This window comes from Marinoscillum luteum (assembly GCF_044005705.1).
In the GTDB taxonomy this organism is placed as follows: domain Bacteria; phylum Bacteroidota; class Bacteroidia; order Cytophagales; family Cyclobacteriaceae; genus Marinoscillum; species Marinoscillum luteum.
The window spans coordinates 287,319-311,637 of record NZ_JBIPKE010000011.1 but is presented as its reverse complement, the minus strand read 5'-3'; the positions used below and the strand labels follow the sequence as shown (position 1 = coordinate 311,637).

Sequence of the window (24,319 nt, the reverse complement as noted above, 5' to 3'; positions counted from 1 at the left end):
GTTGATGAAGGAAAGAATAAAATGGCAGTCATAAATGCAGTTAGAAATAAAATTATCCATCGCGTCTTTGCTTGCGTTAGAAAAAATCAGAAATATGAAGAAAATTATAAGGGCCAACTTGCATAAGGCGTAGAAATCGCTAAGCCCAATCGGCTTACTTAGTTATTTGCAAAGGGTATCTGGATCAGATACTTTTGAGATATTTGAAAGGCCGAGCCGACTGTGCTTAGCTAGACGTTAGAGAGCACTGCCAGAATGTATATCATGGAACATTGAAATACGTATGAGTCCCAAAAAAGAATCCGCTAGAATCGCTAAATATTTCAACCTCATGTTCGAACAAGAGTCCTTCAATATTCACATCTGATAATGGAAGATGAACATACAATCCATCACTATTAATTGACCTTGTAAAATATTCATCCATATCCCGAGGGAACTTCAAGTCCGTGATTACTGAGAGATACTTTGGGCCATCTTGAGGGCCGATTAACCACTCGTTATTCTTTGTCTCGTATTTCACAATTTTATTCCTATCCAACTCCGACCGAACGGATAACTGTCCATTTATAGCGTAATATTTTGCGATATAGACAGTATCATTCAATGATTTAATAATCGACTTTATCTGTGCTTCTTTTTCATCGTAAAACCTTTCAATAACGGTGGTATCTTCTGAAATTGAGGATCGGAATTTAATAAACCCATTTTCATAATACTCTACTTTTTCATTGTCTCGACTGCAACTGAAGGCCAACAGAAGAAGCAAAATAACTACTGGTTTGTAAGGATTCATTTCGTAAAGCTAAATTAACCTCAATAATAACAAAAAAAGCTCTCTAACAAACTCTGATCGGTTATATGCCAAACTGCTTTCTGGCTGGTTTCTGTGCAACTTGACCGTGAATCAGCCGCTGAAGAAACTGCTCCATTTTCTACCGAGCTCAACTCGCAGGATTTTTCACTTTCTGAACGCAGTGCCATTCTGATACTTTGGAAGCACCCCCGTGCCGGGCGCAGCAAATTCATTAGTTTTATCGGAGCTTGCCAAGCTCGGGGCGCATACCTGCTAGCTTCCTTTTGGGCTTCATGCCGTAATCGAAAAAGCACCTGCCATTTGAACTTTATCAACTTGCAATAAGTTACCTTATTAGCTAACTTTGTTCATATGAACCAAAGTAGTGATGTTAGAAAAGTTATATTCTTTGGCGAACATTTTTGGGAGTTCTACAACAAACAAACTCCTAAGATAAAAGAGAGAATAAACTGGACAATCAAATTGATAAAAACAGTTGAACGCGTGCCAACGAAATATCTCAAGAGCATCACGGGAACTAACTTATATGAGATGCGGATGATCTCGGGGACTAACATCTATCGAATATTCTGCTTCTTTGACAAGGGTAAATTAGTTGTAGTGTTGAATGGGTTTCAAAAGAAAACCCAAAAGACACCTAAGAACGAAATAAAACTGGCTGAAAAGCTGCAAAAACAATATTACGATGAGCAAAACTAAAATTATAGACTTTGACGATCACTTAAATTCAGAGTACGGTGAACGTGGAACTGAATCCAGAGAAGCCTTTGAGGAAGGATTCGAAGCTTTCAGATTGGGAGCGATGCTTCAAGAAATGCGCAAGAACCAGGGAATGACTCAGGAACAACTAGCACAGAAATGCGGAACAACTAAAACGTACATTTCACGAATTGAGAACAACGCAAGTGATATCCGACTGTCAACTTTGATGCGAATTATCAGAGAAGGTCTTGGTGGCCATTTGAAACTCAACGTAGAAATATAACACGAAAGCCCAACATACCGCTGATCGGACATATGTCTCCCGATAGCTAACGGGAGTGCTTTTTGGCTAGTCTCAATGTGAACATCCCACTTATCTGCCGCCACGAAATTAGTGTGCTTTCTACCATATTCCGTTCAGGTATGGAGGTATCTCCTCAGTACATAAACGTTGTTTTTGCTTTATCAGCCTGAGCTCCGTCGAAGCGTAAGACAATGCTTCCCTTATTGATGACTAATGGAAACTCCGGCCTGCCTTGAGTCAAAAGACCAACCCTCGAATTATAATTTCCCTTTTGGCAAAATATTGAGTGCTATACCGAATTTAAGGTATTGATATTAACCACTTATTTGATTTTGTTTGCCCGAACATATTCGTACCATAAACCATTTTCACATGTATTTAGCTCAACACATTCGATCCATTCAACTATTCAAATATTCTTTAGCCATTAGCTTCGTTCTGATTGGCTTTTTTACCTCCTTGGCCACAGTGATCACCGTGGATAATAATGAAAACTCAGGCGCTCTGTATTCAAGTATTCAGGTAGCCATTGATGCTGCCACGGTGGGTGATACCATAATAGTTGCAGGTTCTGAAACTACCTATGATGGGTTTACCTTGAACAAGAAGCTGGTGTTGATCGGGGCTGGCTACCAGTCTACAGAAGATGCCCAGTTCGGTTTTACCACCAAAGTAAACCACATGGTCATTAAAAATGAGAATCCCGCATTGGATCTGAATGCATCCGGATCGCATATTGAAGGCTTTTATGTAAATGGAGTGGTAACAACCGCCGGTGGAAACTACCGATACATCTCTGTGGGTTTTGAAGGCACTGAAAGCAACACCCTCACCAATGTGACATTTACCAGAAATAGATGTGAGTCGGTTCATCTCAGCTATTTTAGCAACATCAAGATTTACAACAACATACTGGATAACATAGGTTATGCACCCAACTACAACAGTGTATATGGGGATTACCCATTTGGCAGTAACCTGCTTGTGGCCAATAATATTTTCACCGGTGGCGTGGCACGGGTCAAAGGATCTCAGATTTTCATCAACAATCTTTTTATAGGAAGTGATCAGGTCTATGATGTGTTTTTTAGTGGTGTAGGCATTACCAACCAGACGAGTGGTATTGTCTTCAGCAATAATATTCTTTGGGGGAGAGCTACAGGAGGAGCCAGCAATGTGGCACTCACGCACAACCTGGTACTGACCAGCGAGGGGGGTGAAACCTTCGATTACGGAACCAATAGCACTGGCAATAACCTTGAGAATGTGAATCCTAAATTTGTGGATGTACCTGAATTCGCATTGGATTTCAGCTATGACTACAGACTGGCGGAGGATTCGCCATGCAAGGGCACAGGATCTGACGGTACCGAAATGGGAATTTTTGGTGGCCCATACCCGTTTCCAAGTGCCGGAGATGTACCCAATGTGATTGTGACTGAGAGCAGGATTCCTAAAATAACTGATTTTAACATTCGTTCGGCAGCAGTGCCAGAGGGCAGTTCTATAGAAATAGATTTGAAAGCCAGAGTTTCTAACAATCAGTAATTACTTAAAGCGATATAGTGATGAAAGTTATTAGAAAACTAGGTTTTCTGACGCTCCTATTTGTAATAATCGGTCAAAACGTCTACGGGCAGGTTGATCTTAGCAATGGTCTGACGGCCTATTACAAAATGGAAGGCGACATGACTGACGCCTCAGGAAACGGATACGATGGCATTTACGCCAGTGGAACTAACAATTATGAAATTTCCGATAGGTTTGGACTTTTCAATACCCGCAGATTTTCGAAAGGATCTGATGGAAGTAGCGTCACCCCGGCCTACACCTCTTCAGATGTGGCCTTACGAAGCTCATCTTTTACCATTTCCTTCTGGTATAACATCGTCGATGGTTTTGATGATGATTCAGGAGTTTTGGATCTGGGTACCATGATCAATGCAGGCACTTTGTACACCATTTCAGTAGTCAATGAGGGGTTGAAATTCACCACTGCTGATGGGAGCGGAAATACCACTTCTTTTACCACCAATAGTGGCAAGCCAGGGATTTATCAAATGGCTACTTTGACATATGATGGAACTACCCTGAGTGCTTATTTAAATGGTGAACTGAAAGCGGAGCAATCTGCGAATCAACCTGCATTGGGTTCTGGAGCCATCACCGTGGGATATCCCTTTGAAGGGGCCATAGATGATATCCGAATCTACAACCGGGCGATCAGTGCTGAAGAAGTAGATGCATTGTATAGTGAAGTGCTATTTCCGGATTTTTCGGTGGATGCTCATTCGGGAACAGGCTCATTGGATGTTGCTTTTTCAAGTAGTGCGTCCACGGCTGACGCCAGCATTGCGAATTATGCCTGGAGTTTTGGAGATGGAGCTACTTCTACTTCAGCCAACCCGAGCCACACTTACACTCAGCCAGGTAGCTATACTGTCAGTTTGACCGTGACGGATGCCTCCAATCGTTCAAGAGCGCTGACCAGGCAGTCCTTGATTTCTGTTGCTTCCGAGGTAGCCGCTGATGTCCAGCTACAGTATGTTGAATACTTTTTTGATACCGATCCGGGCGTTGGCAATGGCACTTCTATTTCATTTACCGCCTCGGACTCTGTGGAGATTATTGAGCAAATAGACTTATCCTCATTATCTGCAGGGTTTCATCAGCTAATGGTGAGGACCCGGGATGGTCTAGGTCGGTGGAGCTATTACATCAATCGGACTTTTTATATCATGGATCTAGCGGAGGCTCCCGGGGCTACTACTGGCACGGTGACTGCTGTGGAGTATTTTTTTGACAATGACCCGGGTGTTGGCAATGGTATGAGCGTTGACGTCAGTGCCAGCGACAGTCTGGATTTGGTGGCAACCATAGATGTTTCTTCTTTGTCGGCGGGATTTCATCAGTTGATGGTCAGGGTAAAAGACCATCTGGGCGTCTGGGGGATTCCATTTGCCCGTACCCTGTACATCATGCCGCAAACTTCCGGAGCGAACACTTCTGAGCTGATCGTAAGTGCAGAATATTTTATTGGTGATGATCCAGGAGTGGGGCAGGCCACTGCGCTAGAGCTGGGTGCGAATGGTGCTTCTATTGAAGAGCAGCTGGAAATAGGACTTGGTGATTTAGTAGAAGGGGATTATTTGCTTTCCATACGGGTGAAGGATGATCTGGGAAAATGGAGTATTGCTGAGCGAAGAATGTTTACCATCTCCAATGGGCCAATCTCTCAGGACAATACCTTGTCTGTGGAGGAGGATTCAATATTGACTTTTGTGGCTGATGACTTCAATTATTCCAGTCAAAATGGCTCCACTTTTAGCCGTCTTCAGATCAATCTGTTACCGACTTATGGGGAGTTGACACTAGATGGACAATTGGTTTCAATTGATCAGGAGATAGCTGTGGCTGACATAGAGCTATTGGAGTACTTTGGTGGAGCAGACTTTGCAGGTGAAGATACTTTTGACTTCACAGTGGGTGATGCAAGCACCTTTGGCGTTAGTTCGTCTACCATGACCATTGAGGTTGCCTCTGTCAACGATGCACCTGTGTTTTCGCTTTCAGGAGATGTAAATGTTGATCAGGATTTCACAAGTACAGAGGTAGTGACCGTAACTCCAGGTCCGGTGCCGGCGAATGAAGTGGAGCAAACGGTGACCTATTCCATAGCCCCGGCTTCAGTTGCGTTTGCAAATGTGGCCATAGATGCTGCAACTGGTACCGTGACGATCACCAGTGTAGCGGATGGGTTTGGCACTCAGGAGTTCACCGTTACAGCAGATGATGGTCAGGCCGTGCACAATACAGCCAGTTCCACTTTTATGTTGACAGTTACGCCTTCAAATCAAACTCCTCAAATAGCAGATCAGACTTTTACGCTTGATGAAAATAGTCCGGCAGAAACTGTGGTAGGAGATGTGGTGGCTACCGACCCGGAAAGTGACCCTATGCTCTTTTCCATTCTGGCTGGTAATGATCTCGGGGCATTCGAAATTGACGAGTCTACCGGGAGTATCAGTGTGTTGGATGGATCAGTTCTGGATTTTGAAACGATTCCGGTGTTTGAGCTGGAAGTGTCTGTGAGTGACGGAGCTTCAGAGGCAACCGCTCTGATCTCTATTGAGCTGGTCGATGTGAACGAAGTGCCTGTACTCTCTGCAGGGACCTTGACCGTAGCTGAAAACGCAACAGTGGGTACCTCTTTGGGATTTATATCAGCTTTTGATCCTGAAAATGAAACCTTGACCTGGGCGATCACCTCGGGAAATTCGGATGACGCTTTTGCAATTGGTAGCGATGGAGAGTTGACCGTAAATAATGCGGCTGCCCTGGATTTTGAAACCCGGCCAGAGTTCTTGATAGGAGTGGAGGCTTCGGATGGAAGCAATAGCGGATCCGTGGACATCACCATCTCTGTGACGGACGATGGTAATCAGGCACCTTCATTGCCTGATCAAACCTTTACAATTGATGAGAATTCTCCTGTAGGTGCGGTGGTAGGTACATTAGCTGCCAATGATCCAGAGGGTGATGTGTTGGAATATGTCATCACTTCCGGCAATGGGGGTGATGTTTTCAGCATGAGCATAGATGGGGTAATTACGGTAGCTGTAGCTGATGCTATTGACTATGAAATCAATCAGGAGTTCACACTGAGTGTGACCATATCTGATGGTGATTTATCCACTGTGGGTAATGTGACCATCAGTGTGGTGGATGTAAATGAAGCGCCGGCTATCGTAGCGGCCACTTTTACTGTAGAAGAGGAATCAGCGAGTGGGACCTTAGTAGGGGTGTTGGAGGTCTCTGATCCGGATTCTGACGCCTTGACAATCTCCATTACAGATGGAAATTCTGCAGGCGCTTTTGCCATTAGCAATGGTGTAGAGTTGACTGTGGCCGATGCCTCTCAGTTGGATTTTGAGACTCAGCCCGCTTTCATATTGACCTTGGAAGTGTCTGATGGCACTTTGACTTCATCAGCCGTGATCACGGTCAGTTTGATTGACGTAGAGGAGCCCTTGACCCTGGGTGGAGTTGGTCACGCCGATCTTGTGGTCTATCCAAACCCGACAAAAGGGATACTGAATATCAAAGGAGTAGGTGTGGAGCGAGTGAAAATATTTGATGCTTCTGGCAGGTTGGTGATGACCCATACCAGTCCGCAGGTTGATTTGACAGATCTCAGAGCGGGTGTTTACATGATCGAACTATTGGATCAGTCAGGTCATGTAAGCATGCACAGAATTATACTTGAGTAGTGGTAGTATAGGCGTTGTGGAACACCTAATTAGGACCAAAAAAGCGCCAGCTACATCTTAGTTTTAAATTCGAGTTTGTGTGTGATTGACTGAATCACCTATACAACTTTAAAAAAGCCATTTCGAGAATCGAAATGGCTTTTTTGTTATCCATAGGTGTAGGTCGGCTTTTATCTGTTGAATAGCAGCTTGTTGTCTGTACGGGAAAAGAAAGTCATTCCCAGGCGGTGGCAATCACATTGCGGTCTTGTTTTCCGAAGGAAAAGCATCTCTCATGAACCTGTCTGATGGTTCGACGGAGCTCACCATGACAGGTTCAGGCTCGTCATCAGCTTGAGATGGCGATTTGGTGTTTTACAGTCAACTCCAGGAAGGGGTTGGAGATCTCGGTATTTGTGCTTCGCTGTGCTTGTACAAAGCCGGATGACGGAGCGGAAAAACGTCATTCCGGTTTCTGAGGTACGAAGAATACCGGAATCTTGTCGTGCAGATGGTTAACCAGGCCATGACAGGTGTAATGGAGTAATCAGGTCAGGTGTATTCAGGAAAGCGAAACGCGTAAATCTTTCGTTTGTGTTAGGCTATGGGTCCAATTCTTAGCCACAAAAAAAACCTCCGTCAAAACTGACGGAGGTTAAGGTTTGTGGACCCACCTGGGCTCGTCCCGATAGCTATCGGGACAGGGACCTATTAATATTTAATTTTCAGCAGATTGCTGATTTCCGGATATTTTTTGAGGTTCTCAATGTACTTTCTGCTTTTCATCTTTTTGATATGTGTTTCAATCAGGCGAGCCTGCCTTCTATCAACACATTCTATGAAGTGAAACAACTCCCAGTCGTTGGTTTTTGTGGTAAATGCGCTCTTATAAAAACCGTCGTTATGTTGTGAAATCCTCAGATCTATGTTTTCGGTTTCACCAACGTAGTATCGATTCAGCGATTGACTGTAAATGATATAGCAGGTGTAGGTAGCCATCATAAAAAAACCTCCGTCAAAACTGACGGAGGTTAAGATTTGTGGGCCCACCTGGGCTCGAACCAGGGACCACCTGATTATGAGTCAGGTGCTCTAACCAACTGAGCTATAGGCCCTACAGTTTTTTTCTATTCGAGATGTCAGCTCGAACCAGCACTTTCTCGCTTTCGGCTAGATGCACTGTAACAAAAAACAGCCTTACGACTGTCTTTGTTTTGGAGGTGCAATATTAGATATTTGCCGCTAATTAAACAACGAAGTGCCAAAGAGACTATCAGAAATTGATACAATTATTTTCGATCTGGGGGAGGTCATTGTAGACCTGGACCCACAGGCCGTGATTGAGGAGTTTTCCCGCCTGACCAGCGGTCGTGGCAAGGACCTGAGGGAGCTGATTGTAGGTTCACCGTATTTGTACCGCTACGAAACAGGCCAGATCGATGATGCTCAGTTTGTCGAAGAGATCAATCAGCTTTTTGATTCTCAGATTTCCCTCTCAGACTTTGAGTACGCCTGGAACCTGATGATTAAGGGAATATCGTCGGGTCGCCTGGAGCTGATGCAGAAGCTCATGGAAACTCACCGGGTACTCATCCTCAGCAACACCAACGCCATGCACGAACGATACTTCGACTCCATGGTGATGAGCCTGGCAGGCAAGCCAATGAAGGACTTTTCCCATACGGCTTACTATTCGCATTTGATTGGCTACCGGAAGCCCAATGCCTACATTTATGAGTTCATCATAGAAGATCAGGGTTTTGATCCGAAGCGGTCACTTTTTCTGGATGATAAAATAGAAAACATAGAAGCAGCCAGAGGAGTTGGTATCAATGCCGAACAGGTACAGTTCCCAGATCAGATATTCGAAATTCTCATTCATGATTAAAAAACACAAGCAGCATCTCATTCATATTGGGCTTTTTTTACTGACGATCATCACCACCACGCTGGCGGGCGCCGAGTGGATGTACTCCAAATATGTACTGTGGGTGGACGAGGATTTATTGATGACCTGGGACGAATTCATAGGTGGCTTTCAGTTTTCTATCCCGTTTCTGCTGATCCTCACGTTTCACGAGTTTGGCCACTACTTTACGGCACGCCATCACAATATTCGGGTTACACTCCCATACTACATCCCCATGTGGCTGGGTTTTATTCTCTCCCCATCTTTTGGAACCATGGGTGCATTTATTCGGATCAAGGATCATATTTATAGCCTGAAACACTATTTTGATGTTGGGATTTCTGGTCCGCTGGCTGGTTTTGTGATTGCCATAGGGGTGATTTGGTATGGTTTTGCTAATCTGCCTGAGCCAGAGTACATCTATCAGGTGCATCCGGAGTATGAACAGTATGGACTGGACTATGCCGATCATGTGTATGACAATGACAGCACGGCCTCATTTCGTTTTGGCTCCAATGCTATTTTTTGGTTCTTTGAGGAATATGTAGCGGATCCGGCCAGGATGCCTCATGACAATGAGATTATCCACTATCCCTTGTTACTGGCGGGCTACCTCGCACTGTTCTTTACGGCACTCAACTTGCTACCTATTGGTCAGCTGGATGGTGGACATATTCTGTTTGGCCTGATAGGGGCCAGGCGGCATGAAAAAGTGTCGAAGGTCTTGTTTTCCATCTTCTTATTTTATGCAGGTCTGGGGCTGATTAGTATTCAGGATATGGCCGATGTAGGACTGGAGAGTTCCTTACACTTTTTGATCTTGATAGGGGCCTATTTATATTTTCTATTTATCTGCTCCGCCAGCATGTTTAAGAGCAGGCAGGATCGGTGGATGTTTGCGGCCATTATGTTTTCTGCGCAGTTTATTGTGCATTACCTCTTTCAGTGGGAAGGCTATAGTGGCTGGCTTTTGTTTGGCTTGCTCCTGGGCAGATTTATGGGGATTGTGCATCCTCCGGTGCTCGACAATACGCCCCTCTCTGTAGAAAGGAAATTATTGGGCTGGGTAGCACTGATCATTTTCATATTATGCTTTAGCCCCCAGCCCTTTATCTTGGATATTCCAGAGTTGATTACTGAATGATGAGCTTCTTCACCACAAAGGTTTCTGGTGTACGGATGGAAATAAAGTAAATCCCTTTTCGCAGGTGATTAAGTTCAATAACATGAGCGCCACGAGTAATGGCCTGCTCACGGACGAGTTTACCAGAGGTATCCCGGATCTCCAGCATTCCGCTCTCCTGACTGAAAACATTGATCAGGTCTGAGGAGGGGTTTGGGAATACATTGAAATACCTTGACTGATCATCCAGTCCTGTTACCACAAAGGTCTCCTTGGTCAGCTCAGCTGTTTCACACTCGTTGGTCACAGTGAGGGTTACATTAAAGACTCCATATTCGAATGTATGAATGGGGTTCTCCTCGTCGGAGGTGCTACCATCCCCAAAATCCCAGGAGTAGGATTGGGCGCCAGTACTCTCATTGGTGAACTGCACGGAACCTGGTGTGGTCTCCTCAAAGCTGAACGCCACCTCCAGAGGTTCTCCCTTGATCTCATAAGAGCTAGGAAAAGTGTAGTGAAGGGTACCATTGGTCTCCGTGATTTTACATCTCAGAATATCTCCCTGGTAGTTATTTTGAGCCATGATTTTCAGCTCATTGGTTTGAGTGCCACTCACTTGATCGTTGTTCGTGAGGTTGACATATGTCTTACCGTCAAACCGCTGCCATTGATAGGAGTTGGTAGTGCCTGTTGCGGCCACCACAAATGAGAGTTCTTCATTCTCACACCCTTCCATATCGGCAGGGTGAGTGGCTATGATGTCCTCCTCCAAATCGAGCTGTAAGACAAACAGTCCGTTGTTCATGTCGGATACGATGATTGTGCCACTTTCGAAATAGGGGTAATTGCTCCAGGTACCGCCAAATTCAATGGCATCAGCGTCTGGGTACGTGTCAAAGAATGCTCGTTCTCTGAGTTTGCCATCAGCCACCTGGGCTAAATCCAGTACCCTCAGGCCACTGAAATAATTGGATTCAAAAGCCAGTCCATTGTGGGTATACAGGTTGTGGTCTATGGCCGCGGCATTGTTGTAATATTCGCCAATAAGTACGGGTGCATCCAGGTCTTCTATATTCCAGATGAGTGTACGTGGGTTGAACCCAAAAGCATTTTCGTCCAACTCGTCATTTGACAGGAAAAAGCGATGATCCTCTGAGAGCCATCCCTGGTGAGTGTAAGAAACCTGATCATATCCGGTGCGGCTGATCATGGACATGTTGTCTTTGTCATCCACATTCACAATGGTAAAAGTGTCTTCGTTGGAGTTGAAGCATATTTCCTGACCCTGATAGTCAGCGTCTGGTCCCTGATAAATGACACACTGGGCATCATGTGTATATCCATCAGTGCTAAAGCAAGCCACAAATGCAGGATTCTTGGGGTCGTTGATGTCAATGACATGCAGGCCGCCACTGCATTTTGTGCCACCATCAGATACCCCGACTACATAGGCAAAACCGGTTTCCTCGTTGATCACAATGTTATGCGCAGATCCGAATTCTTCATACTGGGCATCAGCTTTGAATTTTACGGTGGTGCTGCCATCCAGTCCCCGGAGTTTGGTCAGGTCCAATACCTGCATGCCATGTGCTCCGTTTACGTCACTCACTATGAAGGCGTGATCTTTGAAGGTTTTGATGTCACGCCAGCTCGATTTTCCATGTTGCACATCTCCAATTCTGCTCACTCGTCCATTGGAGGTGGCACTCTCCTGTAGCTTGCCTAAGTATACAGGGTTGGTAGGCACGGTCACATCCACAAAAGCTACTCCGTCCACCAGGCCAACCAGTGCATATTCACTCCCGGACTCAGCGTCTGTCCAGCCCCAAATGTCATTGAGGTAATTTCCATGATGCTCTACCGCATCTATCTCCTCTGGTGCCAGATGGCTCATCAGGGTGATTTGATTGCAGGGATAGGTGCCGCCTGACATGCCGTTTTCACAAGGAAACTGTGCATAGGCCGAGGAGCTTGCCGCTATCAATGTTATGATTAATAAGTTCTTCATTTTTGGTTGTTTAGGTATGCTTCTATGCCTCCGATGAGTGATCTCACCTGTCTGAAGCCCTGTTTGGAGAGGTATTTTTTTGCCTGATGACTTCTGGATCCGCTTTTGCAGTGCACAATCACTTCTTTCGTCTTCAGCGGTTCCAGCTCTTTGAGCCTGAGGGGTATACTCGCAAGAGGTAGAAGTTCGGCACCAATATTGGATTCGTCATATTCCCAATCCTCTCGCACATCGAATAGGGGTAGGGTTTCACCCTTTTCGAGTCTCGATTTTAATTCTTCCGGGGTAATGTCATTCATTTCCTGATGATCAGTTTTTGGGTAGTAATGGAATTGTTGCTGTTTATTTTTAGCAAATATATCCCATCCTCCAAAAATGAAAGATCATAAGATGACCGCTTATCAGATGAATAGACCGTTCGGCCTGAAAGATTGAAAATAGTTAGTTGATCGAAGTTCCCATTGATGCTGAGGGTGCCCTTGCAGGGGTTGGGATAGGCTGTGATCGCAGGGAGAGGAGTTCCGGGGATACTGAGGATAAAAGTGGAATCAAACTCAAATACAGGACGAATCATGAGTACTCCGCTAAGTCGGCTATTCTGCTCCCAAACACCCGTTACGTTGGTGTAGATATTGTTGCTGGCAATGGCATTATTTCTATCAAATCCCACACCCAGGTAATTGTCCGTAAACTGCTGATAACCCACATATACAGTATCTCTGGTGAGTACCGGCTGGCTGAGTTTGATTCGGGTAAATTGGTTGAGTCCGGTTGGACTTTGGATGGTATAGGGTTGTCTGGAGAGGATCCTGGTATCGTCCAGGCGATCCCAAACCAGGATGTCCACGGAGCTTCCGGATGGGTCAGGTGAAATGTTAGGAAAGTAGATATCCACATGGGTAAGCGTGTCGGCTGCTTCCAGCGCAAATTTAACAGCTACCTGCCCCTTTAGCAGGTTGATGGCTGCGGCGAATTCTGCAGTGCCATCATCATAGGCGTAGTGATTATGCAGGGTGTACCGGGTGCGTATGGTGTCATTCACTTTCAGATTGACAGGCAGAAACACCGTGTCTGCTCCATTTACTACTTCAAACAGGTTTTTGTCTCCGGTTTCGTAATAAAACGTGGACATGATCACCTGAGAATCCAGCGGGGTATTGTAAGCCTCAATGTCGATATCAGAAGGTCCCAGGATGTTTCTGTATTCCAGCGGATCGAGACCACCAAGGCCCCCGTTTCCCATAGATGATAAGTCATAAACTTCACCTGTGGTAAGGTTTTCCAGTTGATAATAGTAATCCAGCGGATGGCCCACGGCCGTTTCTGCATCCAGGTTGGTAGCCAGTACACTTTGTACACTCAGGTATTTGGCCGGGTCTCTAAAGAAGTGATCTGCGGGTACTTCGTAGTAGGGCGAAAACAGGGGCGAGGGACTTCCCGACAGACTTCTGTCGAAATGTGAAAGATCGTTTTCATGTCTGTCCTGATTGAGGTAGACATAATCAATGTGCCAGGTGTCAAATGGGCCTTTCAGGCTGCTGAATGCCTGAAACTTGAACTGAAATCGCTCATGAAAAAACTCATTACCTGAAACCGGGATGATCACCTGCTGAAAGTGATCGGATACGTTCTCTGACCCTCCAACCTGTACCCACTGGGTCACCCACAGGGAGTCTGCCGTGGTAAACTGTACACGAATGGAGTCCTTTTCGTCAGGGAGCTCCCCATTGCCTTTGGCCTGCCAATAGAAGCTGAGATAGACGGTGGTCTTTTTGAAATTACTGACCTGACTGAGGTCAATGGGTTGAGAAATAAGGCTGTCCGCTGGCCCGTTGAAGCCATTGGCTATGTCGTGCGCCAGGCCGTTTCCTTTCAATCCATCAAACGTCGCCACCCGATAGGTGGGCGGATTTTGGCCCAGGGTGGCATTCACAAAAACATCCCCACCTGTAATCCATAGGAGGGTATCTGGCGTGCCATCCGAGGTGGAAAAGTCATCCCAAAACGGAAGTGTTCGCGGGTACTCAGGGGCAGTTGTTCGGAGCTGACGATGATGGGAGTTTTGTATGCCCTTGATCGCAAACTGAGCCTGACCGGCACTGGCCAGTATGAAAAGGATGCTATATAGGTAGATGCGCACTATTGATCCAGTAGGGTAGGATTGGTATTGAGCGAGTCCGGACTGTAAACCCAAAGATCTACCATCTGGCCCAGACGCATGCGTATCCCGGCGCTGGGTCTTTGCTTAAATACTGCTCCCGGAGATACTTTTTGTTCTTTGTAAGTGAAAGTTCCGTCTTCCATTTCGGTCTCTATAACGGCCACACCTTCTTTCTCGTACTTAGTTTCGCCTATTTTTAATCCGGAACCTACTATGGCAAACTGAGCACTTTCTAGATCCAGTCCGATCAGGTTGGGGGATTCCAGCGACTGCTTTCCAAGCCCATCACCTACCACAAGGTCGATGATAGAGCCTTTGGGGATGCGCTCGCCCTCTAGTACCTCACGCCCATCTGTTCTTTGCTCCAGCACATAATTGAGGGCCAGGTCTGGTACATAGGTGATTTCTCCCAGTTCCAGGTCGTATGTTTTGAGTACCAGTTGAGCATTTTTTACCGATCCGCTTACAAGTTTCGGCATTCTTACCAGTGGAGCTCTTTCGGCATTCAGTGTCACATAGATTTTTCTGTTTTCCTTCACCTTGGCATTGGGTTGGGGAAATTGCTTCAATACTGCCAGCGGGGGCAGACTGGCTGAAAATCCCGAATCTGCCGTGACTTCATAGCGAAGGTCACGCATTCCCAGAAAGTCATCCAGTTCATCCAGTGTGATGCCGCGTACATCCGGTACAGTGATGGTCTCCCCGTGATTGGTGCTCATAGGAAGGTAGATAAAAAAGAAAATGAAGATGAAAACAACCCCCAAACCAATGATGATGAAAGCGTGGAGCGCCAGGTCTTTCCAGGAGTTGACTTTAAAAATGGACATAGATATCTATAAGTTCTGGTCTTGTTGAAAATCGAAGATAAACAAACTGTAAATCTTTCATTGAGGGCTGATCATTTTTCCACCTGATGTCTGGCAAACCCATATTGAATGATTTGGTCTATAAACTCATATGGTTTCATATTATTGAGTGCTGCCTGATGAAAAATAGCAGTGGCGGGTGTCATGCCGGGCAGCGAATTGATCTCAATGATGATGGTGTCTGCTTGCTGTCCGGAGATTCGCACAAAGGCGTCGATCCGGCAGTAGCCCTCTACCTGAATGGTCCGTGCCGTTTTCTCCAGGGTCTCTTTTACCGACTTGGCAATGGCCGCATAACCTTCCGCTGTGTCTGCAAATCGGGCAGGGGTGATGTTTTGACCTTCACCAGCCAGAAATTTTTCCTCGAGAGAAAGCACTTCGCCGGATGCCAGAGCCTCAGAAGGCTCAAAAACTTCGTAACTCAGACTACCATCTGGCTGAAGATGAGTGAGCATGCCACCTGTAATCTCCAGAAATTTATCCGCACCTTCCGCACTGATGAGTGACTCTACCAAAAAGAAGTTTTTCTGAGGAAACTCTTCATTGGCCTTGAGGTTCAGGGTTCTCATTGGTTCAGGTAGGAAAGCCTCCTGAGTTCTAAACATCATTTCAGCGAAAGCGACCAACTCTTCACGGGTTTTGATCTTCTTTACGGCAGAGGAGCAGCCATCATCAGCTGGTTTGGCAATGAGCGGCAGACTAAACCGGGAGGTGATGGATTCGATGGTTTTCTCAGGGTTTTGCTGATATTCTTCCTGATAGACCAGCATGTGATCGGCCACCAGGATACCATTGGCCCGGAGGAGCTCGTTCGTGTCGTATTTGTTGATGGAGATCCTGGAGCTTTCCACTCCGGATCCATTGTAGGGGACGTCTCTCAGTTCCAGTTGCTCCTGCACCGCACCATCTTCTCCGGGTCTGCCATGCAAAGCGATAAAAGCAAAATCTACACGCGTTGCCAGTTCGTCATAAGTGAGAGATTCCAACTGCAGGGCTTCCTCATAGGCAAACTGCTCCATGAGATGATGGGCTTTTTTTCTGATCTCAGCAATGACCGGGTGTGTGACCTCACTGTGCTGTGTGATTTTTTCACGGATATCATCAGCATTATCCTTCAGCATGATGTTGATGGGGAGCTGATAGAGCAAGTGTTTGGTTTCATCACCGGTCAGGAAAATTGGGATGGGCAGGTATTTGCCTGATGAGGCCAATTTTTCATAGATGTTTCGTCCACTCTCTACACTGATGTGTCTTTCAGAGGAGAACCCACCCATGATCACTGCTACTTTGATCTTCTCACCCTGATGGGCAGCGGCCTGTTGCAGGCTGGTGCGCAGGGTTTGTGCCAGTGTCAGTAGGTGATAGATCTTTTTCCCGGCATTCAGTCTAGCTGATATACTTCTGGAAATGATATAGGTCAGAAACTGTGATGGATTGAAGCCGATTTCCGCTGCCTGATGGAAAAAGAAGGAAGAAGGCAGCATCCCTGAAGTAGTGTTAGGATCGTTCAGAAAGATGTCACCCTCAGCCGTGAAAAAGCCATCAATTCGGGCATATACCTGGCTGTGCAGGGCGGTGAAAAGGGCCTCAGATTTCCTCATGATCCTCTCAATGTCCTGATCGGGCAGATCGATTGGCGTAATCTTGCGGCTAATTCCGGGCAGGTATTTGGATCGGTAATCGAAAAGGTCTGTTCGTTTTTTGATTTCGGTAGGGGGCAGGGCCATGGGAGCGCCATTCTCATCTTCAATGACAATACATGAAAACTCCCGACCTTCGATGAATGATTCTACCAGTACGAGTGCTTCTCCATTGGGAGACTCAAGTTTGAGGGTGCTTTCCTTACTTTGGTCTAATAACTCCCAGAGGTTTTCAGGATGATAGACCATCTCTCCATCAACCAGAACCGGGAATCCGAGACCTTCTCTGATGTCCGTAAACGTGACAAGGAAGTTACGTTTTTGCTCATCTGACTTGGCTTTCCAGCTGGCTATGTCGATGCTTTCAATGAAAAACGACCGATTAAGCCCGGCAAGCAAGGAGTTCTTGTCTTGGGCAATGCTTACACCTATGGAGGAGCCCTGATGGGGCGCTTTGATCACCATCGGGTAGCTAAACTCCCGCTCCAGGTTTTGGATAACTGCACTTTGGCTGGTTAGCCACTGGGAACGTTCGATGGAAGTACTTTTTGGCGTTTCAAAACCGGCAGTTTTCAGGACACGTTTTTGTACTTCTTTGTCAATGCCGATGCTGCTGGGTAATATACCTGCTCCCGAATAGGGAATGCCGTACCACTCCAGAATGCCCTGGATGTTTCCATCTTCACCATAGGGCCCATGCAAGGCCAGAAAAGCGAAATCGATGTGCTTTGAAAGCTGATCAGGGGTGATTTTTTGTCCGACAGCTGCCATACTCTTCTCCAGTCGGTCTGGCTCATTCTGCAGCGACTCGGCGTACACCTGAAAGAAGTGTGGGCTGTGGGGTAGATGCTCTGCAGATGGATAGAAATCCCTGATGGTGCCTTTGTAAAGGTACTGCCAGTCAAGGAGTATGAAGTTGCCCAGACTATCAATGAATATGGGTACTGGAGTAAAAAGTGTTTTGTTTAGATTATCGTAGACGGTACGTCCGCCGGCAAATGAAATCTCTCTTTCGCGAGACTGACCTCCAAAAATAATTCCTATCCTCATGGGCGGTAAAATTAACCTGATTTGGGATTTCTATTGTCTGATAAACAATCTTTTGGTGTAGCTAATCTCCTGGCCGGTTACATGAAGAATGTAGAAGCCACTTTGAGAGGGCGCTTTGAGGTTGATTGTTTGGTTGATGATGTTGCTGAAGTCCTGATCAAATAACACCTTACCGCTAATGTCTATGAGCTGGAGGTTAACCTTTTGCTTTTCCGGAAGGTTAAATGCCACATTAAATTCAGTGGTAGCCGGATTTGGATAAAGCTGTACCTGATTTTGAAACTCCGGGAGCCCTGGGTCATTGGTGGTGAGCACGTTGATATTGTCCAGATAGAGTCGGTTGCCATTTCCGTTGGAGAAGACCAAGGCTATTCTTAGTTCGGGCCAGTTCATATACTCCGTGATATCAATAAAGGCAGTTTTCCAGTCTTCCCTGGATTCGGGCACCCATTCGGTATTGCTCACCTTCACTGCCAGCTGCTCGGAGTTGAGGCTGAGGAGCTCTTTTTCAAAAGTTTTTCCACAATTCAGGGACAGGAGTACTTTCAGGTTGTCATTAAATCCCGTGCGCTGCCCATAGGAGTAGTCGAACCGAATGGCTCCCTGATTGTAAGGGCCGGTTTTGAGGGTGGGTGAAATCAGATAGCTCTTACTGACCGTTTCATTACCGTAGCTCATAGAAGCAAGTACGGTGTCTCCATTCACCCGCAATACTTCGAAGAGCGGTACCCCGGTGGGGTCCACAACGATCCAGCTTTGATTTTCAAAAGTTTCCTGAACGGGGATGGCATCTTCTGTGTCATTCACCAGCCCATAAAATATTTTCTGATCATTGGAGGCCTGCTCGTCCTGCCGTCCGTTGACCTGACTAATGGTGAAGATAAACTCGTTGAACCCATCTGTCATAAAATCAGAGGTGTTCACCATGAAGGTTTCAGAATGCCCTGAAGGCAAGAAAAGGTCGTGAAATTCTTCCATAAAGGTAACTCCATTCACTTCTACCTGAAACTCAATGTCTCTCACGTTTTCATAGCCATAGTTTTTGATCTCCACCAGGGGGAAGGCCGATTGTTCACAGCTCACCACAGGCAGGTTTTCCACAGATTTGATCCCAATATCATACGCCAGAAGATTGGCTGATGTCACTGATATGTTGTCCAGATAGATGTTATTTCCTCCGCCATTGACCCCAGCAAAGGCTATTTGCACCTGCTCTTCTCCGGCAAATTTGGTCAGGTTGAGGTTGACACTTTCCCAGTCCGATAGCTCGTCCGGGATGAAACTAAAATCACTGGTGCCAGCGGTGCGCAGGTTTTTGCCATAGCGCTCAAAAACCATATTCTGCAGGAGAAAGTCCTGGCCGCAGTTGGTAGAGACTAATACGATCAGCCCGTCCAGATTTTCCGAAAAACGGGAAGCATATGCGTAGCGGAAGTCTAGCTGTACCGAAGTGAGTGCTGAGAAATCCAGGGTTGGCGTGATCAGAAAATCCTGATAGCCGAAGTTGGCTGTCTGATTGTAAAAAGGAAGCACGGCGGCCTGATTGGAAGGCGTAGAATCAGGCGCGGTGGTGTACATCCAGGCAGATTGCGCTCCGGTTTCTGTAATCTTATAATAATTGGTGCTTTCTTCAAAATCCTCAAAAAACGGGACCACTTTGGGGAGAAATGGTGCAATGGTAACTGTGAGGCTGTTGTTCTGATCGTTTCCATCGGGGCCGCCATTTACCTGAGTGACTACAAAAGTGAGTTCGTTGGCATCCTGGTCATCTAAAAACAGGGGTGTGAAATTGATTTCAGTTGTTTCCCCAGTGGTCAAAGGGACATTGGAGGTGAGGGTTTCCTGAAGTACACCCTCATGGAAAAGAGATACTTTGAAAGCAGTGATGGGGTTTAGACCGTAATTTCTCACCTGTACGCCCGGTGTTACCATACTGGTACACTGTGATTGGGTAGGGGCTATGGCCGATCGTATGCCCAGGTCATTATTGGTCAGCACAGGCTCTTTGAGGCCAGGAGAGGTGAGGAGCGAAGCCCTTCTCGGACTCTCTTCTAATACCGTGTGCATTCTGAGTTTTTGGCAGGTGGTGAATAGGTTCATGCACACATCATCTGTGTAATCCATGAAGTTTTGGATCATGTCTTTCGTTTCGCAGGAGATCTTGTTTTTGGGACAACCTGTGGACGAACCTGAGGCAGGAGGGGTGTCTTCACAGAAGTCATCAACGCCACAGCCTCCATCCCCCCAAATGTGTCGTAAGCCAAGGTAATGACCTATTTCGTGGGTGGCTGTGCGTCCTTTGCTATCAAAGCTGCCTGTGTTTTCATTGTTGCCCGTCCAGGCATAATCCAGCACCACACCGTCTGTGGACTTATAGTTTTCCAATTCTGAGGCGATGCCCGGGAGGTTCGAAAATGGAAACTGAGCATAGCCGAGGTTGCCCTGACTCAAATCCGTAACATAGATATTGAGGTAGTCATTTTGAGGCCAGTAACTTTCTGAGGTCAGCAGCGCATCCTCTGAAGGGCTGTAGGTCGACTTGGAGCCCTGAAGTCTCACTATGCCACTGGTAGGCAGGCCTTCAGGATCTTGTTTGGCCAGGATAAACTCGATTTCAGCATCAGCGGCCACATCCTGATACTCAGCGGGTGTTTCAGAGGCATCTGCATTTGTTCGGCTAAAATCTTCGTTGATGATCTGCAGCTGCTCCAGTATTTTATCGTCGGAGATGTTGGAGCCGGAGCCTACCGGACTACCATCATGTATAATGTGGAAAACCACCGGGATTTGATAGGCCGTGGCTCGTCGTGGGGAAACAGCCTGTTGTGCTTTCTTTTCCTGAATCCGCTTTTTCAACCAGCCTTCAAAGTCGGATTGAACTTCCGTTCGCTGGACATTGGCATTCAGTTGATTGGTAGCACATCTCTCCTGTCCTTTACTTATGCCAAAGGAAAACAGCAGCAAGAACAGTAGTAACCCCCGCATTTTACATCATTGTTTCAGGTAATTTGGCACGGGGATCGTCCGGGGTGGTGATGTTGATGGCCTCAACCCCTCTGATCTCAGGGATCGCTCTTTTAATAGCCTCTTCCACTCCGGCCCTGAGGGTCATCGTAGACATAGGGCAGGAACCACAGTTGCCCAGGAGTTCGAGCTTGACGATTTGTTCATCCGTCACTTCCAGTATTTTCACGTTACCACCATCGGCCTCCAGATACGGTCTTATAGTGTCCAGTGCAGACTCTATTTTTTCCAATAATTCAAGATCAGCCATGTTTTAAACGTTTATTTCTACTTTTTTAGTCTTTGCTTCAGAAGCATTTCTGATGGCCACCTGCTGGGCCAACGATTGAGATAAATCTCGGAATGCCTCAGCGGTCACATCATCTTTGAGTACTGCCGGATAGCCTGCATCTCCACTTTCGCGGATGCTTTGCACCAGTGGAATCTGCCCGAGCAGCGGAATATTGAATTTATCAGCCAGCTGCTTGCCTCCATTTTCACCGAAAATATAGTACTTATTATCGGGAAGTTCCTCAGGAGTGAAATATGCCATGTTCTCCACCACGCCCAAAACAGGTACGTTGATCTGTGGTTGTCTGAACATCGCAATCCCTTTTTGAGCATCGGCCAAGGCTACTTTTTGAGGTGTGGTGACCACAATGGCCCCGGTGACGGGTACACTCTGGACGAGGGTAAGGTGGATATCACTTGTGCCTGGAGGTAGATCGATCAGGAGGTAGTCCAGGTCACCCCATACGGTATCTCCAAGAAACTGCTTCAGCGCAGAGCTGGCCATGGGGCCTCTCCAGACTACTGCATTTTCTGGTGGTGCCAGGAAGCCTATAGACATTAGTTTAACACCGTACTGCTCGATGGGGATGATTTTATTTTGACCATTGACTTGCGTGACGCTGGGCTGTTCAAATTCACAATTGAACATGGTAGGTACAGAGGGGCCAAAAATATCGGCATCAATCAATCCCACAGAGGCTCCGGTTTTGGCCAGAGCCACAGCCAGGTTGGCAGCTACAGTAGATTTACCCACACCGCCTTTGCCGGAGGCTACGGCTATGATGTTTTTAACTCCAGGAAGCATAGGCGCATTCTGACGAACAGTGGTCACGGTACTGGACATCTCTATCTCCACCGTCACTTCTTCACCAAAATGCTTGGTAATGGTTTTTTCGCAATCTTTCCTGATAAGTTCTTTCAGTGGACAAGCGGGAGTGGTAAGCATCACAGTAAATTTGATTGCTTTTTCGCTTGTCTGGATGTTATGAATCATATTCAGCGTGACCAGGTCTTTCTTGAGATCTGGATCCTGAACTTCACTTAATGCAATTAATATATTGTCTCTGCTTATCTCCATTACCTAACTTAAGAATTCTGGTGCAATGTTAATCAAGGGATTTCTGACCTCAAACTTATGTCTCTCTTCATTAATGCGTTTCTGTCTTAAATAGTTTTATTGAGGACAAATACCGGGAAATTCTTGTTGGTTATCTTTAAGGTCTCCTTTGTACTGATGTTATGATTTATCTGTGGTTTCATTTGCTTCTTTATGCCGCACCCGTGGTGATCGCTCCGGGTACGCACGAGCTGCAATTGAAGATCAGGGACATAGAGTTTTACGAAGACCGGTTTACCACACTCACCTTTGAGGATGTGTCTGCGACAGATTTTCAAACCAAGTTCAATAAGAACCTGAATTTTACCCCTCAGGATTACAACACAGGATCGGCTTACTGGATGAAGATCAAATTGGTCATCCCTGAAGGGGAAACCAACTACCTGCTGGAATTTTTTGATCAGACCATCGATACCCTGCAGGTGTATTTGAGCCATGAAGGGAAGCCTTTTAAAGAATATATCATGGGTGATATGCTTCCTTTTAGGGAGAAACCCATGGCCCATAAGAACTTTGAAATTCAGCTGACCGGATCGGGTGAGTATCTGCTGTATTTCCGGGTGGTGAGTCATGAGTATGCAGACATTAGGGTGGGCATCAGAAGCTACAATCGGTTTGTGGAGTATGCGCTTGCAGAGTATTATCTGTACGGTATTTTTTATGGTATGATTCTGATCATCTCTCTCTATAATATGCTGATCTATTCAGCCATGAGGGAGATTAAATACTTGTACTACACCTTTTATATCATCAGTGTGGGGGTGTTTGCCATGAGTGTGGATGGGGTAGGGTATCAATACCTGTGGCGCAATAGCCCTGAATGGAATCAGGTGGCTCATGGGGTTTCTCTATTTGCCATTATTTTCTGGGCGATTCTGTTCTCCAAGAAATTTCTGAGCCTCAAAATCAGGGCCCCAAAAATCAATACCTTATTGAATGTGGTATTTGGTTTGAGAATTCTTCTTTTCGGCTATGCGCTCTTTTTCGATCATAGCATATTTCAGAATCGAAACATCGAATTAATTCCCCTGATCATCATTTTCGCAGGAAGTATCTCTGTATTCAACAGAGGGTACAAACCTGCCCGTTTTTTCATTGTTGCTTTTGGAGTTCTCTTTCTCGGGTTTATCCTGAAGGCCATGCTGATGCTTTCTATTATCCCATTCACCACCCTGACTTATTATAGCCTTCATATATGTTTTGTTTTTGAGATGCTCTTTCTCTCGTTTGCATTGAGCGATCGGGTGAGGATTTTGAAAGAAAATCGGGACCGTGCGCATAAGCGAATCATTTTGCAGCACGAGGAGAATGCAAAACTGAAAGATCGTATGAATGCTCAGCTGGAGTCGTTGGTGGAGCAACGTACTGCAGAGCTGAAGGAGAAAAACACGCTGCTCTCTCAGCAAAAAGTGGAGATTTCCGAAATCAATTCCCTACTGGATCTGGATAACTGGAGACTTAGAAATAACATTAAGTCCATACAGATGGAGCGTCTTCAAAACAAGGAACTCACTTATAGGGAATTTATTGAAGTCTTTTCTGACAAGAACGATTGCCTGAGGGCCTTGAGTAATCTCAAATGGAGAAGCCACTATAGCTGTGCCAGGTGTAACAACACGGTGTACAGTGAGGGATCGGCCCCATTTAGCAGAAGGTGTTCTAAATGCGGTTATCAGGAGTCGCCCACCACCAAAACGCTATTTCATGGGATCAAATTTCCCCTGGAGAAGGCCTTCTACATCCTTTACGATAGTTTCAATAAAGACCAATACTCACTGGTAGAATTTGCCGAGATGCTGGAATTGAGAAGAAACACCATTTCAGATTTCAAAAAGCGAATTAAGGCACTGACTGAAGAAGAAAAGCGCACCCTTCATGAAATTTTCAAAAACCTTGAGGATTTTGTTTCTAGTCAAAAATAATTATTGGATTAAATAAAGATTTTTTTTGGTGGGTTATGATTGTGATCGAAACGATCTTTGGATTTGTAAAAATTGTTTTTGATTTTTTATCAAAATATTTTTAATGTGATTCAAGCGATACGCTACTCGTTTTTTGTGATTGATATTTTCCGTTAAT

17 protein-coding genes, 1 tRNA gene and 1 pseudogene are annotated in these 24,319 nt (G+C 45.9%); 8 read left to right on the top strand and 11 right to left on the bottom strand.

Annotated elements, in window-relative coordinates; translation table 11 throughout:
- A pseudogene (locus tag ACHKAR_RS03495) lies at positions 1 to 126 on the top strand (IS110 family transposase); the annotation flags it as partial.
- 136 nt (positions 127 to 262) lie between these two features.
- Here the strand turns inward: ACHKAR_RS03495 and ACHKAR_RS03490 are convergent.
- Positions 263 to 796 carry a hypothetical protein gene (locus ACHKAR_RS03490; RefSeq protein ID WP_395416180.1) on the bottom strand — a complete coding sequence of 178 codons (534 nt, stop codon included), beginning with the start codon at positions 794 to 796 and terminating at the stop codon, positions 263 to 265.
- Between the two features lie 372 nt (positions 797 to 1,168).
- On the opposite strand from ACHKAR_RS03490, the gene ACHKAR_RS03485 reads away from it, so the two are divergent.
- The 4 genes from ACHKAR_RS03485 to ACHKAR_RS03470 all read left to right on the top strand — a co-directional run bounded on the left by ACHKAR_RS03485 (position 1,169) and on the right by ACHKAR_RS03470 (position 7,093).
- Positions 1,169 to 1,516, top strand: coding sequence for a type II toxin-antitoxin system RelE/ParE family toxin (locus tag ACHKAR_RS03485; protein WP_395416179.1), 348 nt, complete (start codon positions 1,169 to 1,171; stop codon positions 1,514 to 1,516).
- Complete coding sequence (locus ACHKAR_RS03480; protein ID WP_395416178.1) at positions 1,503 to 1,802, top strand: helix-turn-helix domain-containing protein; 300 nt, start codon at positions 1,503 to 1,505, stop codon at positions 1,800 to 1,802. The genes ACHKAR_RS03485 and ACHKAR_RS03480 overlap by 14 nt, the downstream gene beginning before the upstream one ends.
- 393 nt (positions 1,803 to 2,195) lie before the next feature.
- A complete protein-coding gene (locus ACHKAR_RS03475) occupies positions 2,196 to 3,371 on the top strand; it encodes a right-handed parallel beta-helix repeat-containing protein (RefSeq protein ID WP_395416177.1) in 1,176 nt (391 codons plus the stop codon).
- A 20-nt stretch (positions 3,372 to 3,391) separates the two neighbouring features.
- Positions 3,392 to 7,093, top strand: a complete 3,702-nt coding sequence (locus ACHKAR_RS03470; protein ID WP_395416176.1) for a cadherin domain-containing protein — start codon at positions 3,392 to 3,394, stop codon at positions 7,091 to 7,093.
- 690 nt (positions 7,094 to 7,783) lie between these two features.
- On the opposite strand, the gene ACHKAR_RS03465 is transcribed toward ACHKAR_RS03470, so the two are convergent.
- Both ACHKAR_RS03465 and ACHKAR_RS03460 read right to left on the bottom strand, forming a co-directional pair.
- A complete protein-coding gene (locus tag ACHKAR_RS03465; protein ID WP_395416175.1) occupies positions 7,784 to 8,074 on the bottom strand; it encodes a GIY-YIG nuclease family protein in 291 nt (96 codons plus the stop codon).
- Positions 8,075 to 8,113: 39 nt separating this feature from the next.
- Positions 8,114 to 8,187 (bottom strand) — tRNA-Ile (locus tag ACHKAR_RS03460).
- A gap of 143 nt (positions 8,188 to 8,330) precedes the next feature.
- Between ACHKAR_RS03460 and ACHKAR_RS03455 the strand changes: the two genes are divergently transcribed.
- Together ACHKAR_RS03455 and ACHKAR_RS03450 are read left to right on the top strand one after the other, a co-directional pair.
- Entirely contained in the window at positions 8,331 to 8,960 is a 630-nt protein-coding gene (locus ACHKAR_RS03455) for an HAD family hydrolase (RefSeq protein WP_395416174.1), read from the top strand.
- Positions 8,953 to 10,125: a site-2 protease family protein gene (locus tag ACHKAR_RS03450; RefSeq protein WP_395416173.1), complete on the top strand. Its 1,173-nt coding sequence runs from the start codon at positions 8,953 to 8,955 to the stop codon at positions 10,123 to 10,125. Before ACHKAR_RS03455 ends, ACHKAR_RS03450 begins: the two co-directional genes overlap by 8 nt.
- On the opposite strand, the gene ACHKAR_RS03445 is transcribed toward ACHKAR_RS03450, so the two are convergent.
- The 8 genes from ACHKAR_RS03445 to ACHKAR_RS03410 form a co-directional block, all read right to left on the bottom strand.
- Entirely contained in the window at positions 10,115 to 12,112 is a 1,998-nt protein-coding gene (locus tag ACHKAR_RS03445) for a choice-of-anchor B family protein (protein ID WP_395416172.1), read from the bottom strand. The genes ACHKAR_RS03450 and ACHKAR_RS03445 overlap by 11 nt on opposite strands.
- Positions 12,109 to 12,411, bottom strand: coding sequence for a rhodanese-like domain-containing protein (locus tag ACHKAR_RS03440; RefSeq protein WP_159580272.1), 303 nt, complete (start codon positions 12,409 to 12,411; stop codon positions 12,109 to 12,111). Before ACHKAR_RS03440 ends, ACHKAR_RS03445 begins: the two co-directional genes overlap by 4 nt.
- Positions 12,408 to 14,252, bottom strand: a complete 1,845-nt coding sequence (locus tag ACHKAR_RS03435; RefSeq protein WP_395416171.1) for a T9SS type A sorting domain-containing protein — start codon at positions 14,250 to 14,252, stop codon at positions 12,408 to 12,410. The genes ACHKAR_RS03440 and ACHKAR_RS03435 overlap by 4 nt, the downstream gene beginning before the upstream one ends.
- The gene (locus ACHKAR_RS03430; protein WP_395416170.1) at positions 14,252 to 15,100 is read right to left on the bottom strand and encodes a PASTA domain-containing protein; all 849 of its coding nucleotides are present in this window, start codon (positions 15,098 to 15,100) and stop codon (positions 14,252 to 14,254) included. Before ACHKAR_RS03430 ends, ACHKAR_RS03435 begins: the two co-directional genes overlap by 1 nt.
- Positions 15,101 to 15,171: 71 nt before the next feature.
- Complete coding sequence (locus ACHKAR_RS03425; RefSeq protein WP_395416169.1) at positions 15,172 to 17,829, bottom strand: D-alanine--D-alanine ligase family protein; 2,658 nt, start codon at positions 17,827 to 17,829, stop codon at positions 15,172 to 15,174.
- 30 nt (positions 17,830 to 17,859) lie between these two features.
- Positions 17,860 to 20,814: a choice-of-anchor J domain-containing protein gene (locus ACHKAR_RS03420; RefSeq protein WP_395416168.1), complete on the bottom strand. Its 2,955-nt coding sequence runs from the start codon at positions 20,812 to 20,814 to the stop codon at positions 17,860 to 17,862.
- 1 nt (position 20,815) lies between these two features.
- The gene (locus tag ACHKAR_RS03415; protein WP_159580262.1) at positions 20,816 to 21,103 is read right to left on the bottom strand and encodes a NifU family protein; all 288 of its coding nucleotides are present in this window, start codon (positions 21,101 to 21,103) and stop codon (positions 20,816 to 20,818) included.
- Between the two features lie 3 nt (positions 21,104 to 21,106).
- Positions 21,107 to 22,201: an Mrp/NBP35 family ATP-binding protein gene (locus ACHKAR_RS03410; protein WP_395416167.1), complete on the bottom strand. Its 1,095-nt coding sequence runs from the start codon at positions 22,199 to 22,201 to the stop codon at positions 21,107 to 21,109.
- 161 nt (positions 22,202 to 22,362) lie between these two features.
- Between ACHKAR_RS03410 and ACHKAR_RS03405 the strand changes: the two genes are divergently transcribed.
- Positions 22,363 to 24,162 (top strand): 7TM diverse intracellular signaling domain-containing protein, encoded by a 1,800-nt coding sequence (locus ACHKAR_RS03405; RefSeq protein WP_395416166.1) that lies wholly within the window; start codon positions 22,363 to 22,365, stop codon positions 24,160 to 24,162.
- Positions 24,163 to 24,319: the final 157 nt, after the last annotated feature.